This window comes from Paraburkholderia kururiensis (genome assembly GCF_034424375.1).
In the GTDB taxonomy this organism is placed as follows: domain Bacteria; phylum Pseudomonadota; class Gammaproteobacteria; order Burkholderiales; family Burkholderiaceae; genus Paraburkholderia; species Paraburkholderia kururiensis_A.
The window spans coordinates 248133-261435 of sequence record NZ_CP139965.1; the positions used below are offsets into that span (position 1 = coordinate 248133).

Below are 13303 nucleotides of genomic sequence, written 5' to 3' on the forward strand. Positions count from 1 at the left end.
TCTGGGCTCCCACTCAGGCCGTCGCGTGTTCGATCTGTCCGCCGAAGCGGCCGGCAAAGCTCCCCGCGATCAACGCGATGAGCGCGACGCCCGCGAGGAAGATGCCAGGCGCGGTCAACGCGCCCGTGTGATGCAGCAGTTGCGTGACGACCAGCGGCGTCACGCCGGTAAAGATCACGGTTGCAAGATTGAGCGACAGCGCAATGCCGCTAAAACGCACGTTGGTCGGGAAGAGATCGGCGAGCAGATACGCGTACGCGCCGTTTACAAAGCCGCCGACGATGCCGATCACCGTAAAAGCAAGCAACGGATCGATCTCATGCGCAACCACCAGACGGTAGAACGGATAGCTGCCGAGCAGCATCACGAGCGATCCGGTGCGATGCCAATACCGCGAAGGTACCGAATCGCCGAGCCATGCGAAGAAAAGAAGCGAAACGGACATCGTTGCGATGCCGAGGTTCTGCCCGGCGCTGACTGCCGTGGGCGCGTAGTGCAGGACCGTCGTGAGGTACGACGGGAGCACCACGAAAAGCAGGCTGTTCGACGCATTCACGATTCCTGCCACCCCGACACCGATCGCGATCTGCTTCGGGTAATCGGTCAGCACCTTCCTGAACGGACGCTTGACCCTGTGGCTTCTGAGACGCTGATACTCGTTCGACTCTTCGAGCGACGTACGCAACCAGTACGAGATCAGTCCGATCACGCCGCCGAAGATGAACGCAATGCGCCAGCCGTACGTCAGCACATCCGCGGCATTGAGCAGCGAGTGCAGCGCGAGACTGATCAGCGTCGCAGTCAGCACACCGGAATTCAGGCAGAAGATTACGAGTCCGCTGACGAGGCTTGCGCGCGCTGGAATCTCTTCGACGACGTACGTGATCGAGCAGGGCAACTCGCCCGCGAGGAAAAAGCCTTGTGCGAGACGCAGCAGCACGAGCAGCACCGGCGCCATCACGCCGATCGATGCATAGCCCGGAATCAGCCCGATGCCGATCGTCGCCGCCGACATCGCCAGCACGGAGACAAGAAAGATTACGCGGCGCCCGAAGCGGTCGCCGAGACTGCTCAGCACGATGCCGCCCAACGGTCGCGACACGTAGCCGATCGCGAACACGCCGAACGTGCTGATCAGCGATGCGAGCGGATCGGTTGCGGGAAAGAACTGCCGCGCGATTTCACGCGCAAATACGCCATAGATGATGAAGTCGTAAATCTCCAGCGAGCCGCCGAGGCTTGCGAAAATTACCGTCTTCCACTTATGCCTGATCGCCGGCTGGTGGGGAACCGCCGCAACGTCTGCTGAGGCCATCGAGTTGTCTCCGTGTCATTTTTATCGGTATGTCTACGACCGGCACTATTCGACCGGTACGGGTGTCGCAGCGGGCGTGCCGGTTTTCAGCGCAGCGGCACGCCCGCCGAATGCTTCCACCAGTCTGTCCTGGTCGGCTTTCGCGGCGGCATCTGCTGCTTCGGGGTCGACCAGCGCGCGAAGCTGTCTTTCGAAATGCACCAGTACTTCGGCGTATTCGGGTAACGACGCGAGATCGCGTAGCTCTTCCGGGTCGTTCTTCACATCGAACAGTTCCGGCCGCATGCCGAGGTAATAGTGATACTTGTAGCGGCTATCCGCGAGCATATAGGCGGCACTTTCCGACCCCACCGCGTGATATTCGCTGAAGGCGACCCGCTCGGGCGCGTCGGGCGCACATGCGAGTTGCGCCAACGATTCGCCCGGACCGTCGATCGGCGCAGCATGACAGCCCGTAAGGTCCAGCAGCGTGTTCTGGATATCCACCAGCGAGACAGGCGTTTCGCTGACTCTCGCCGCAGGAATGCCGGGACCGGCGACGATCATCGGCACGCCCGTCGATTCCCGGTACATCAGGCATTTATTCCACATGCCGCGCTTGCCGAGATTGTCACCGTGGTCGCTGCTGTAGAGGATCGTCGTCGATTCGTCGAGGCCGTTCTCGCGCAACGCCGCGAGTATCTTGCCGACCTGCGCGTCCAGAAACGATACGAGCGCGTAATAGCACGCAACGGCGAGGCGCCGACGCTCGTCGCTGCCGATCGCGGCGTCGTGATCCATATGCCGCGCCTGTCGTTCGACCCACGGATGCCGCACATAGCCTGTCGAAGGATGCAGCGCCGGCAGGTCGATTTCGCGCGGATCGTAGAGATCGAGGTATTCCTGCGGCACGACGAGCGGAAAATGCGGCGCAACGAGGCCGACGAACAGTACCCAGGGCCCGGCGTCATCGGCGTGTTCGCCAAGCCAGCTGCACGCGGTATCGGCAACGCGCATGTCGAAGCGGTTGTAGTCGGACGTGCCCGCGCCGATCTTGTCGTAGAGCGGCGAGCGGCCCATCGTCCCAGGCATCGGATTGCGCACGGAGCCCCACACCTGGCCGATGCCGTCGAGAATATGCACGGCATGATGCTGCTTCCGGAAACCGACAGGCGACACTTCCGATTTGTAGTGCAGTTTGCCGATCGACTCTGTCAGCACGCCGCTCGCCGACAGATGCTGCGCCCAGCCGGGAAAACTGCCGTCGTAAGCGATGGCGTTGTCCCAGCAGCGGTTGTCATGAACATAGCGGCCCGTGGCAAGACTCGCGCGCGCCGGCACGCAGATCGGCGACGGCGTGTAGGCATTGCGAAAACGCGTGCCGCGCCGCGCGAGCGCGTCGAGCGCAGGGGTCTTGATGAGAGGGTGCCCGGCGCATCCCATCAGGTTGTGCTGATGTTCGTCGGACAGGATGAAAAGGACGTTTGTGGGTTTCATCGTGTGTCTGGACGGCTCATGTTTTCCATCGCAGCGTCTCCTGCGACCCATATTGGTCCAGGTGCGCATGAGGTGCAATTGACATTTTTTTCGAAGCGAATAACCATTGGTTATCCGTTTACCCTCAATCCAACACGCCAATGAATGCGATCGAGCGCTTTTTTCAGGCCGGGCTCAAACTCAGTCACCTGCGCCTCCTCACGATGTTCGACAGTCTCGGGCAGATCCGGCTCGTCGCCGAGAAGCTCAATGTCACACAACCCGCCGTGTCGAAGCAGCTAGCGGAGCTGGAAGCGGGCCTGGGTGTGCCGGTGCTGTCACGCGTCGGCAACAGGCTGTTCTTTACGCCCGTCGGCGAGACGCTGATGAAGCGCGCCCGCGAAGTGTTTCATCAGCTCGAGCAGGCGCGCTTCGAGATCGATGCGATGACGAGCGGCATCTCGGGCAAGATTTCCGTCGGCGCGGTCGCGACGGTGATGCCGGTGTTCGCCCCCGAAATTGTGAGCGAACTGAAGAAGCGCGCGCCGCATGTCAACGTGAGTTTCTACGAGGCCACCAGCGACCGCCTGTTTCCAATGCTTGCCGCGGGCGCACTCGACTTTGTTCTGAGCCGCACAGGACCACCGCGTGCTGAAGCGGCGCCGTTTGCCTCGCATGCCGTTCTGGATGATCCGATCGTCGTGGTTTGCGGGCGCGAGCATCCGCTCGCCGCGCGCCGCACGGTCGCCGCTGCCGATCTCGCCGGCCTGCCCTGGATACTTCCGCCCCGCGAAGCACCGACCTTCCTTGCACTGCAAACGTGGATGCATGAGCACGAACTCGAGTTTCCCGATGGGTGCGTGCAATCCATCTCTTTGCAAGCGAACGAAGCGATGATTGCCTCATATCCATTTCTTGCACTGATGCCAGTCGCAGTCGCACGGCAAGCGGTGAATCGCGAAAAGCTTGTCATCCTTCCGTTAGGCGGAACCTGCTTTCTGGAAACGGTGCAGCTCTTCTATAACCACACGTCTGCGAATCCTGTCTTACCCGTTGCGCTAAGTTGTATCGAGACCGCTGAAAAGCGGATCTCGTCGTTGTTGCTCACGTAGGTGTTGGCGGCCGCAATGCAAATGCTCATCGCGACGCCGTAGCATCTACAGGCAGATCGAGCGTTAAGGTGGTCATCGAGATCGGCGCTACGCTACCAGGTGATCCTGGACGAACCTTTTTGGAGAGCCCTCATGGCACTTCGGTCAGACAACATATCGACGTTTATCGAGATCGCTCAACACCTCTTCCGCTCTACGTCGTTGCCAGGCGCCGGGCGAAATGTCGCGGCACGCGTCTTCGAGCGACTGCGCGCTCCTTCAGACGACGAGATCCGGCATGGCGCACGATACCCCGCATGCGAGTGGCTCGACGCTGCACTCGCCACGGTGACGGCGCAAAGCGCCGAAATGGGCCCTGTCGCACGTGCCATAAAGGCCCTGGAACCGCAACTGGGATGGTCGCGCCGCACCTCCGGTTCACACGGCAGCCCGCGTTACATCGAGGATCATGTCCACGGGATGATTTGCGGCCCGGGTGGCGCCGAAAGCCGCTATGACGTTCAACTCGGTTTCTCGCTCATGGCGCCGAATACCCGCTACCCCGACCACAGCCATCCGCCGGAGGAGGCGTATGTACTGCTCACGCCCGGGGAATTTCGCCAGCAAGGCGGGGAATGGTTCGATCCGGGAATCGGCGGAGGGATTCACAATGCGCCGCATAACGTACATGCGATGAGATCCGGCGATACACCGTTCCTTGCCATCTGGAGCCTGCTGACGTAGCCGCGACTCAGCATGCCGCGCCCTTCCCGTCACCACCGTCCGGCTGCCCGGTACCAGGATCGACGCAAGAACGTGGAATTGCCGAGTGGTTAGTTCAACGGCGAGACAGACCTGCGAAGCATCAACCGCGAGGCGACGCTGCTACGCTTCTTGCGTTAGACCTGCACCGATGCCGCGGTACGGCTCTGCGTTCTCGCGACGCGGTACGCATGCGGCGATTCGCCAAACTCTTTTCTGAACTCGCGCCCCAGATGGGAGGCGTCCGAAAAACCGCAGGACGTCGCGATGTCTGCGACCGTACCGTCCGAGCTCGTCAGCAACCATGCGGCTGTCCGTATCCGGATCTGTCGGCCATACGCATTGGGAGACTTCCCCGTTTCAGCGAGAAAGAGGCGCTCGAGTTGGCGCGCGGACACGTCCAGCCTCCGCGCCAGTTCCGCGAGACTGAGTGGGCCTCCCACGTGTTGCTCCATGAGGAGGATGGCGCGCCTCACCTTGGGATGCGTGGCGGGCTCGAGGCCCGGCGGATAGGGTTGCGGCGCATTGCCCTTCTGCGCATCGTCCACGAGCAGGATACGAAGCGCTTTCTGCACGATGGTGGCTTCGACATGCCGCAGCAGGATGGCCGCCGCCACGTCGATCGACGCTCGGCCGCCCGAACACGTAATGCGCCGGCCGTCGATAACGAAGAGCCGGTCGGCGACAAGATTGCGCTCCTCGGCACGCGGAAATCGTTCGAGAAAGTCCCAGTAATGGAACCAGCTCACACAGGTCCGGTAGCCGTCCATCACGCCAGCTCGCATCAAGGCGAATGCCCCGGTGCAGATCCCGACCAGCGTCGCGGAAGTACGCGCGGCCGCGCGAATGAATTGCAGCGTCGCCTCGCCGGCCGACGGTCCGGAATGCAGCAGGCCGCCCACCACCACGACATAGTCGAAAGACTCCCCCTCTTCGTAGGTGGTCCACGGCGTAATCTGGATTCCGCAGCTGGCTCTAACTGGGACGAGCGATGGCCCCACGACAGTCCACGAACAGCGCACCGGGCGGCTCATGTCGCCTTCATCGCTTGCCAGTCTCAGAAGGTCGACGAATCCGGAAAACGCGGTCAGCGTGAAGTTCGGCAACAACACGATGCCGAAGCGGATTTTTCCGCCGGTGTCGGCCGCGGATTCAATTGAACGGGTGCACATGAGACAGTCTGAATTCCGATTCCGTTAACCGCTATTTCACGATCTCGGCTTCAGCCCCGTGCCACCCGCGCATCATCACGGCCACTTCTTCCAGGAGCCACTCCCGAAACTGCAGATACTCGGGCCGTAACTTCGCATTCTTGTGCGTAATCAGATAGTGATGCCGGTCGTGAAACACCAGCGACTCCTGAACCGGCCGGACGAGGCGCCCCTCCTCCACCTGACGATGCACCAGGTGATGCCAGCCGAGGAGCGTGCCCTCGCCCGCCTCCGCCTGAGCGACAAGCAACCGGTAGTCATTGCTCTCTAGATGCTCGTCGTCAACGAACCGGTCGGAGCCGTCGCTTTGCTGAAACCAGTTTCTCCACACGCGCCAATCGACATGCTCGCAGATCTGGGCTCGCCCGAGGAGCGACAGATTCAAGGTGGGATGCGCAAGCAGATCGAGCGGCTGCAAGGACCGGCCGTGGAAATGTCGCTCGCGAAACGAGGGACTGCAGACCGGGTAGACCACGTCGTCGAAGAGCGGCTCCACTTCGTATTCCGCCTCGCGCGGCGGATTTTTCGTAACGATGATGTCGGGCTCCATGAGCTCGTCGAGTTCCATGAAGTGCTCGGTGACCATCACGTGCAGCCGAATATCCGGAAACCGCCTGCGGAACGACGGCAGTCTGAACGACAACCACAACGCGGAGAACGTGTGCGACACGCAAATGGTCAACGCGTGCTTGTCGGAGCGCCGTACCGCCTCGGCCGCTTCCGCGATGTTCATGATCGAGAGGTACGACGCGTTGTAGAGAATGCGTCCGGCGTCGGTCAGCGCAATGTGTCGGCCAGTGCGTTCGAACAGGGCCACGTCGAGCGAGTCTTCGAGTTCCTTGATCTGCCGGCTGATGGCGGCCTGAGTCACGCACAGCACTTCGGCCGCCTGTGTGAAGCTTTCGTATCGCGCTGCGGTGACGAAGCATCTCAGCGCCCGTAGCGACGGCATCTGGGCGAGGAGCCTGTCGGCAAATAATGGCTTCTTTTGCATGGGTTCACCTTTCAAGCGCAAACGCGCGAATCCGGGGCGCGTGGAGGGCGCACAGCCGCATTATCCTGCGGCCATGCAGGAACCGCGCCTCCGATCGCGCCCCGAATCGCGCATGACTTCTACCGGGGAGTCTGCTGGCCATCCCGCCGGCTGGCAAGAGAGGTGAATCCCGGGAGCCGTGCGGCTTTCGCGCTTCGCCCCGCCGGCCTGGTCGAGCCCGTTAATCGAGCTTGAGCCAGGTGGTCTTCAGTTCGCAATACTGGTCGTGGGCGTAGATCGATTTGTCGCGGCCGCCGAAGCCCGATTGCTTGAACCCGCCGAACGGCGTCGACAGATCCCCTTCGCCGAAGCAGTTCACCGTGACCGTACCCGCCCGGATTCGCGCCGCAACCTTGTGCGCATGATTGACGTTGTCCGTCCACAGCGATGCGGCGAGTCCGTAGCACGTGTCGTTGGCAATCCGGACCGCGTCATCGATGTCGCTGTATTCGATGAAACAGGCTACCGGACCGAACACTTCTTCGCATGCGATGCTCATTTCGGGCGTCACGTTATCGAAGATGGTGGGTTCGACGAACCATCCGCCCGTTTCGGTGAGTGTTGCCTTGCCACCGCACACCACACGCGCCCCTTCCGCCTGCGCTTTCCCGATGTGGTGCAGCACTTTTTCATAATGCTGCTGTTCGATCAACGAGCCCAGCTTCACCTCGGGATCGAGCGGATCGCCGGTCTTCCAGCCTTTCAGCACCGCCTGAACCTTCTCCAGCAATTCGGCTTTCCTGCTGGCAGGCACGAGGATGCGCGAGCCCGCGCTGCAGTTCTCGCCCATGTTCCAGAACGCGGCGGCAACCGCATTCTCCGCAACGGGATCGAGATTCGCGACATCGGGCAGGATGACCTGCGGATTCTTGCCCCCGCATTCGAGTACGACACGCTTGAGATTCGTGTCGGCCGAATAGTGAAGGAAGCGCTTGCCGGTTTCGGTGGAACCGGTGAAGGCGACTAGATCGATATCCGCGTGACACCCGATAGCCTGCCCCGCCCCTTCGCCGAAGCCCGTCACGACGCTGAGAACCCCGGCCGGCACACCCGCTTGCGCGGCGAGCTCGGCAATGCGCAGCGTCGAGAGCGATGTCTGCTCGGCGGGTTTCACGATGACGCTGTTGCCGACGGAAAGCGCCGGGCCAATCTTCCAGGCCAGCATGAGCGCCGGAAAATTCCACGGCAACACCGCACCGACAACGCCGATCGGCACACGGGTGATCATGCTGACCACGCCCGGGCCGGAGGGCGACAGTGCGTCGTACCGTTTGTCGGTGGCTTCCGCGTGCCAGCGAATACACGCCGCCGACTCCGGAATGTCCAGGCCCAGGCATTCGCTGATCGGCTTGCCGGCCTCGAGCGCTTCGAGCAGGGCCAGTTCCTCGGCGTTGTCCTCGATCAGTTGCGCCAGACGAAGCAGCACGGATTTTCTCTGTGCGGGCGTGGCGTTCGACCAGACGCCGCTTTCGAATGCCGCTCTGGCCGCAACGACCGCGCGATCGACGTCTTTTGCATCGCACTTCGCGACGTTGGTCAGTACCTTGCCGGTCGAAGGGTTCAGCGTTCTGAACGTTTCATTCGAAAGCGCGGCGCACCGTTGCCCGGCAATGAACGCCCGGCCATCCAGCGGCAACGTTTCCGCCTTGTGCTTCCATTCCTGATAAGTCGTCATTGTCTTGTCCTCGAAAATTAAAGCTCGACGCCTGCCGTGAATTCCTTGACCCAGATCGCCGCGGACACCGCCACGTCCGCCAGGGGACGCGCGGGCAGCAAACGCGGATGCGGCTGGTTCAGAAGCTGATGAATAAGCGCGCTGGACTGCCCGAGGGCGTACTCGGCGATAAGCTTGCCCGCCGCCGACCCCCTGCTCAGACCCAGACCATTGCAGCCCACGGCCTCGAAGACACCGTCGTTGCGACGTCCGAACAGCGCTCCGCTATTGGCCGACAGACACAATGGCCCGCCCCAGGTGTATTCGAGCTCGACGTCCTTCAGCATCGGAAAACGCCGGTCGAAAGAACGTTGATGCAGGCTCTTCGCTTTGGCCAGATCGGCCGGGGACACTTCGAGACCGGGCCGGAACGCGAAGTGATTGCGTATGCAGATGCGGTCGGTGATCAGGCGACGAACGGTGGTACCCATGGGGTCGGCCGGGATCAGCGCCCAAGAGCGTGCGCCGCCCAGCTTTCCGACCTCGTCCGGGTTCATTACGCGCGTCATGGACGCAAACGTGTAAACGGGCAGCAGGCCGTTCGAATGTCCCGCGCCGAACGTCGCTGCGTAAGCGTTGGTACAGAGCACCACGCGCTTTGCCGTGATCGTGCCATGGGCGAACGTCAGCACTTTCGTGTTGCCGCAGTCTTCGATCGCCTTCACGGCGCTCATCTCGAAGACCTTCGTGTTGGGTGGCAAGGTCGCCGCGAGACCACGCATCAAGGCCGCGGGTTGGACTGTGCTGCACCCCGGCGTGAACAGTGCACCCTGGTAGAAGTCCGTGCCGGTCACAGCTTTGATCGCGGCCTTGTCGAGCCAGTCGAAGGGCTCGCCGATACGGCTCAACCCCTCGGCAAAATGAGCGAGCGCGGCCTGGCCCCGCCTGTTCACCGACGCGTGATATTTGCCGTCGTCCCGCCAGTCGCATTCGATGTTGTGCTGGCGCACGACCGAGCGCACATAGTCGATGCCATGGCGTTGCAGCCGCACGTCGGCCTTGTCCGCTTCGACGCTTCGCGAATAGCCTTCGCTGCTGATGTCGTGCGGCAAGTCCACGAAGAAACCGGAATTGCGGCCCGCCGTAGTGCGCCCGATGCGATCCGCCTCCACCAGCGCAACCGACGCGTTCGGCGCCAGTTCCGCCAGACGGCGGGCGGCACAGAGCCCCGTAATGCCGCCGCCAATGACGACCCAGTCGCATTCGTACGCGGACGATACCGTCTCAGCCTGCGCTGCCGGCGGCAAACTCTCCCACCAGCCGTTCACGCCATCCGGCGCGGGAAACCGCGCGAATTCCAGTTTCGAGGCCATGAAAATTACTGAGCGTTATGCAGGAGCGGATTGACGAGCTTTGCGAACGCGCTGCGCTCCTCCGCGGACAGCGCACCGAGCGGCGCACGGGCAACGCCGACCGGATTGCCGGCCAGCTCGCAGCCATAGCGAACGTACTGAATGAATTTGCCGCTGCGTTCGAGCAGTTCGAGCACGGGCAGCAATTGCGTCATGAGCTTGCGGCCCAACGCGAAGTTGCCCTGTCTGACGCATGCATCGAAGAGCGCCGTATGCGCTTCGGGCAGGAAATTCGACGCCCCGCCGACCCAGCTCTTCGCACCCCACGCGAAGAATTCCAGCGCCTGGTCGTCCATTCCGCAGCTGAGCACCAGCCGGTCCTTGAAGTGCGTGGCGAGGTGATGCAGATGCGAAACGTCGCCCGTGCTCTCCTTCATCGCAATGAAGTTCGGCCGCTCCAGCAGCGTCGCCAGCACGCCGTCGCTGATCTCCGTTCCCGTGCGGGCCGGGAAGTTGTAGAGCATGATCGGCATGTCGAGCGCGTCGTCCACCTTCAGCAGATGGTTGAGCAACTCTTGCTGGGTCGGCTGGACATAGTAGGGAGCCGCAACGAGCAATGCGTTCAGGCCCGCGCGTTTTGCCTCCTCGCCCAGGCGGATCACGTCCTTCGTCGTAGTGGCGTTGATGCCCGCGGTCAAATAGGCCTTGCCGCCTGCTGCACCGGCAACGGTGTTGAAGGTCCGTACCCGTTCGTCGAAACTCAATGCGTAGTATTCGCCCGTGGTTCCTCCCACGCCCAATCCGGAAACCCGGCCCGCAAGATCAGCGGCATGTTTGCCGAGCCGGTCATGGTCGATTTCGCCATCTGCCTTGAACGGTGTCACGAGCGGGGTATGTACGCCCTCGAAGCTCATTTCAATTTCCTCTCAGTAACCTTCAATGAGTGATCCAAACCATCGTTCCCAGGCGTCGCCGCTCAGACGAACGCTTCGGTATGGGAGTAGATGGGGAACTGGCTGCACAGATCTCTCACACGGCCGCGCACCGCGCGCTCCACGTGTTCGTCTCCGTTGGGCTCGCGTTCGAGCGCCGACAGAACGTCCAGAATCATTTCGCCAATCTGCTCGAACTGCGCACAGCCGAAGCCGCGCGTCGTGCCCGCCGGCGTACCGAGCCGGATACCGGAGGTCACCGTCGGGTTCTCGGTGTCGAACGGAATACCGTTCTTGTTGCACGTGATACCCGCCCGCTCCAGCGCCTTCTCGGCCTGCGTCCCCGTGAGCCGCTTCGTGCGAAGGTCCACGAGCAACAGGTGGTTGTCGGTACCGCTTGTCACGAGATTGAGTCCACCCGATTTCAGAACGTTGCCGAGCGCCTGAGCGTTACGCAGCACCTGCTCGATATAGGCCGTGAATTCCGGGCGCAGCGCTTCGCCGAACGCCACCGCCTTGCCCGCAATGACATGCATCAGCGGACCGCCCTGCAATCCGGGGAATACGGCCGAGTTAATCTTTTTGGCGATGTCGCCGTTGTTGGTGAGAATGAAGCCGCCGCGTGGCCCGCGCAGCGTCTTGTGCGTGGTGGACGTCACCACGTCCGCAAATGCGACCGGATTCGCGTGCTTGCCGGCCGCGACAATGCCGGCGATGTGCGCCATGTCGACCATCAGCATCGCCCCGACGCTGTCCGCAATATCGCGGAAGGCCGCAAAGTCCAGTTCACGCGGATAAGCCGAGTAGCCCGCGATGATCAGTTTCGGCCGATGCTCCTGCGCGAGCCTTCGGACATGGTCGTAGTCGATGCGGTACGTTTGCGGGCTCACGCCGTATTGGACCGCGTTGAACCACTTGCCGGACAGCGCCGGGCGCGCACCGTGCGTGAGGTGCCCGCCCGCGTCGAGCGACATCCCCATGACCGTATCGCCGGGCTTGACCAGCGCGAGCATGACCGCGCCGTTCGCCTGCGCGCCGGAATGCGGCTGCACGTTGGCGTATCCGGCCTCGAACAGCGCCTTCACACGGTCGATGGCCAGTGCCTCGATCCGGTCGACGTGTTCGCAGCCGCCGTAATAGCGCTTGCCGGGATAACCTTCCGCATACTTGTTGGTTAATACCGTACCTTGCGCTTCCATCACTGCCGACGAAACGATGTTCTCGGAAGCGATCAGTTCAATCTGGGTTTGCTGGCGACGCAACTCCAGAGCAATCTCCGATGCGATGACCGGGTCGCGGCTCTGAAGCTTTTCAGAGAAAAAACGCGAGCTTTCGTTCACTTGTCACTCCCGGAATTAGTCGTGTAAAGCGGGCTCCGCAGGACTGCGAAAATCATTGGAATGGCGGGCGTCCTTGTGCCCGCCGCAATACCGGCGCTCGCATGCGAATCAGGGCAACGTGCCGACCCGCGACGAGCGCTGCGGCTACTTATTGCTGTAACCACGCCTTCAGCTTGTCCGGATGCGCATCGACGAATTTCTTCGCCGCGCCCGCGTAGTCGTTCGTGTTGTTGCCGTCGAATTCGACCGCTTCGACGTCGGCCAGCGTCAACTTGAAATGCTTGAAGAAAACGTCGGCGCGGGGAAACTTGCCGGCGAACTGCTTCGACGCGAAGGCATGAATCTGCTCTTCGCCGCCCAGCGTGCCCTTCGGGTCCTTGAGGTAGCGCATCTTCCACTTCTGGAAGAGCCAGTGCGGGCTCCACACCGTCGCCACAATCCACTGGTTCGACTGGTAGGCACGCGACACGCCGGCGAGCATGCCGGCCTCGCTCGACGACTGCAGGTTGTAGCCCGCAAGGTTGTAGGCCTGAATCGTCTTTTCCGACGCCTGCATCAAGCCGCCGCCCGGCTCGATACCCTGGATGGTTCCGTTGAGCTTGCTCTTGACGTCGGGCTTGTTCAGATCGGAAATCGAAGAAATATCGGACTCGGGAACATAGGCCGGAACGGCCCAGCCGTTCCGGCCGCCGGTATAGATGATGCCGACGTCGTCCATGTCGTTCTTGTAGCGCGCGTAGTAAGTCGCATGCGTGACCGGCAGCCAGCCGCCCACCATGATGTCGAGATCGCCCCGCGCGACTCCCTGGTACTGAATGCCGATATCGGCCTGCACGAATTGCACCGGCTGCTTGAGATTCGTTTCGAGCACGTACTTCGCGACGTTGGCCACCGCCAGCACGTCGGCCCAGTTCGTCACCGCGATCTTGACCGGCTCCGCGGCCATCGCCGGCACACTGCCCATACTCGTGGCTGCAACCGTCGATATCGCCAGTTTCACGAGAAACGACTTCAGGAAACTGCGTTTCATGTTAGAACTCCTTATTGAATAGACTTCCATATGTTTGACGGATGCACCATGTAGCGTATCTGGTCCCCACCCGCTTCGACTTCTCCCGCTCACCCGACATGCCCGAATCCCGACCACCATCGACGCAG

Annotated in this window: 11 protein-coding genes; 2 read left to right on the forward strand and 9 right to left on the reverse strand. The window is 61.9% G+C overall.

Going from position 1 to position 13303, the window contains the following annotated elements:
• Positions 1 to 13: 13 nt before the first annotated feature.
• Together U0042_RS01200 and U0042_RS01205 are read right to left on the reverse strand one after the other, a co-directional pair.
• Complete coding sequence (locus U0042_RS01200) at positions 14 to 1315, reverse strand: MFS transporter (protein ID WP_114812394.1); 1302 nt, start codon at positions 1313 to 1315, stop codon at positions 14 to 16.
• A gap of 45 nt (positions 1316 to 1360) precedes the next feature.
• Complete coding sequence (locus U0042_RS01205; RefSeq protein ID WP_114812397.1) at positions 1361 to 2791, reverse strand: sulfatase-like hydrolase/transferase; 1431 nt, start codon at positions 2789 to 2791, stop codon at positions 1361 to 1363.
• Positions 2792 to 2931: 140 nt separating this feature from the next.
• On the opposite strand from U0042_RS01205, the gene U0042_RS01210 reads away from it, so the two are divergent.
• Together U0042_RS01210 and U0042_RS01215 are read left to right on the forward strand one after the other, a co-directional pair.
• Positions 2932 to 3882: a LysR family transcriptional regulator gene (locus U0042_RS01210; protein WP_114812399.1), complete on the forward strand. Its 951-nt coding sequence runs from the start codon at positions 2932 to 2934 to the stop codon at positions 3880 to 3882.
• A 132-nt stretch (positions 3883 to 4014) separates the two neighbouring features.
• The gene (locus U0042_RS01215; protein WP_114812402.1) at positions 4015 to 4605 is read left to right on the forward strand and encodes a dimethylsulfoniopropionate lyase; all 591 of its coding nucleotides are present in this window, start codon (positions 4015 to 4017) and stop codon (positions 4603 to 4605) included.
• A 155-nt stretch (positions 4606 to 4760) separates the two neighbouring features.
• Here U0042_RS01215 and U0042_RS01220 read toward each other — a convergent pair whose 3' ends face one another.
• From U0042_RS01220 to U0042_RS01250, 7 genes are all read right to left on the reverse strand, one after another.
• Complete coding sequence (locus U0042_RS01220; protein ID WP_114812404.1) at positions 4761 to 5795, reverse strand: GlxA family transcriptional regulator; 1035 nt, start codon at positions 5793 to 5795, stop codon at positions 4761 to 4763.
• A 31-nt stretch (positions 5796 to 5826) separates the two neighbouring features.
• On the reverse strand, positions 5827 to 6828 hold the full coding sequence (locus U0042_RS01225) for a LysR substrate-binding domain-containing protein (RefSeq protein ID WP_114812406.1): 1002 nt from the start codon (positions 6826 to 6828) through the stop codon (positions 5827 to 5829).
• A 220-nt stretch (positions 6829 to 7048) separates the two neighbouring features.
• On the reverse strand, positions 7049 to 8542 hold the full coding sequence (locus U0042_RS01230; protein WP_114812408.1) for an aldehyde dehydrogenase: 1494 nt from the start codon (positions 8540 to 8542) through the stop codon (positions 7049 to 7051).
• 17 nt (positions 8543 to 8559) lie between these two features.
• On the reverse strand, positions 8560 to 9894 hold the full coding sequence (locus tag U0042_RS01235; protein WP_114812410.1) for an NAD(P)/FAD-dependent oxidoreductase: 1335 nt from the start codon (positions 9892 to 9894) through the stop codon (positions 8560 to 8562).
• A gap of 5 nt (positions 9895 to 9899) precedes the next feature.
• Positions 9900 to 10787, reverse strand: coding sequence for a dihydrodipicolinate synthase family protein (locus U0042_RS01240; RefSeq protein ID WP_114812412.1), 888 nt, complete (start codon positions 10785 to 10787; stop codon positions 9900 to 9902).
• 62 nt (positions 10788 to 10849) lie between these two features.
• Positions 10850 to 12145, reverse strand: a complete 1296-nt coding sequence (glyA, locus tag U0042_RS01245) for a serine hydroxymethyltransferase (protein WP_114812414.1) — start codon at positions 12143 to 12145, stop codon at positions 10850 to 10852.
• A 148-nt stretch (positions 12146 to 12293) separates the two neighbouring features.
• Positions 12294 to 13175, reverse strand: coding sequence for a glycine betaine ABC transporter substrate-binding protein (locus U0042_RS01250; protein ID WP_114812416.1), 882 nt, complete (start codon positions 13173 to 13175; stop codon positions 12294 to 12296).
• Positions 13176 to 13303 lie beyond the last annotated feature (128 nt).

Coding starts and splice junctions, on each gene's coding strand:
- U0042_RS01250 (WP_114812416.1), bottom strand. CDS start 13,175: ATGAAACGCAGTTTCCTGAAGTCGTTTCTCGTGAAACTGGCGATATCG.
- U0042_RS01220 (WP_114812404.1), bottom strand. CDS start 5,795: ATGTGCACCCGTTCAATTGAATCCGCGGCCGACACCGGCGGAAAAATC.
- U0042_RS01225 (WP_114812406.1), bottom strand. CDS start 6,828: ATGCAAAAGAAGCCATTATTTGCCGACAGGCTCCTCGCCCAGATGCCG.
- U0042_RS01230 (WP_114812408.1), bottom strand. CDS start 8,542: ATGACGACTTATCAGGAATGGAAGCACAAGGCGGAAACGTTGCCGCTG.
- U0042_RS01205 (WP_114812397.1), bottom strand. CDS start 2,791: ATGAAACCCACAAACGTCCTTTTCATCCTGTCCGACGAACATCAGCAC.
- U0042_RS01200 (WP_114812394.1), bottom strand. CDS start 1,315: ATGGCCTCAGCAGACGTTGCGGCGGTTCCCCACCAGCCGGCGATCAGG.
- U0042_RS01235 (WP_114812410.1), bottom strand. CDS start 9,894: ATGGCCTCGAAACTGGAATTCGCGCGGTTTCCCGCGCCGGATGGCGTG.
- U0042_RS01210 (WP_114812399.1), top strand. CDS start 2,932: ATGAATGCGATCGAGCGCTTTTTTCAGGCCGGGCTCAAACTCAGTCAC.
- U0042_RS01240 (WP_114812412.1), bottom strand. CDS start 10,787: ATGAGCTTCGAGGGCGTACATACCCCGCTCGTGACACCGTTCAAGGCA.
- U0042_RS01215 (WP_114812402.1), top strand. CDS start 4,015: ATGGCACTTCGGTCAGACAACATATCGACGTTTATCGAGATCGCTCAA.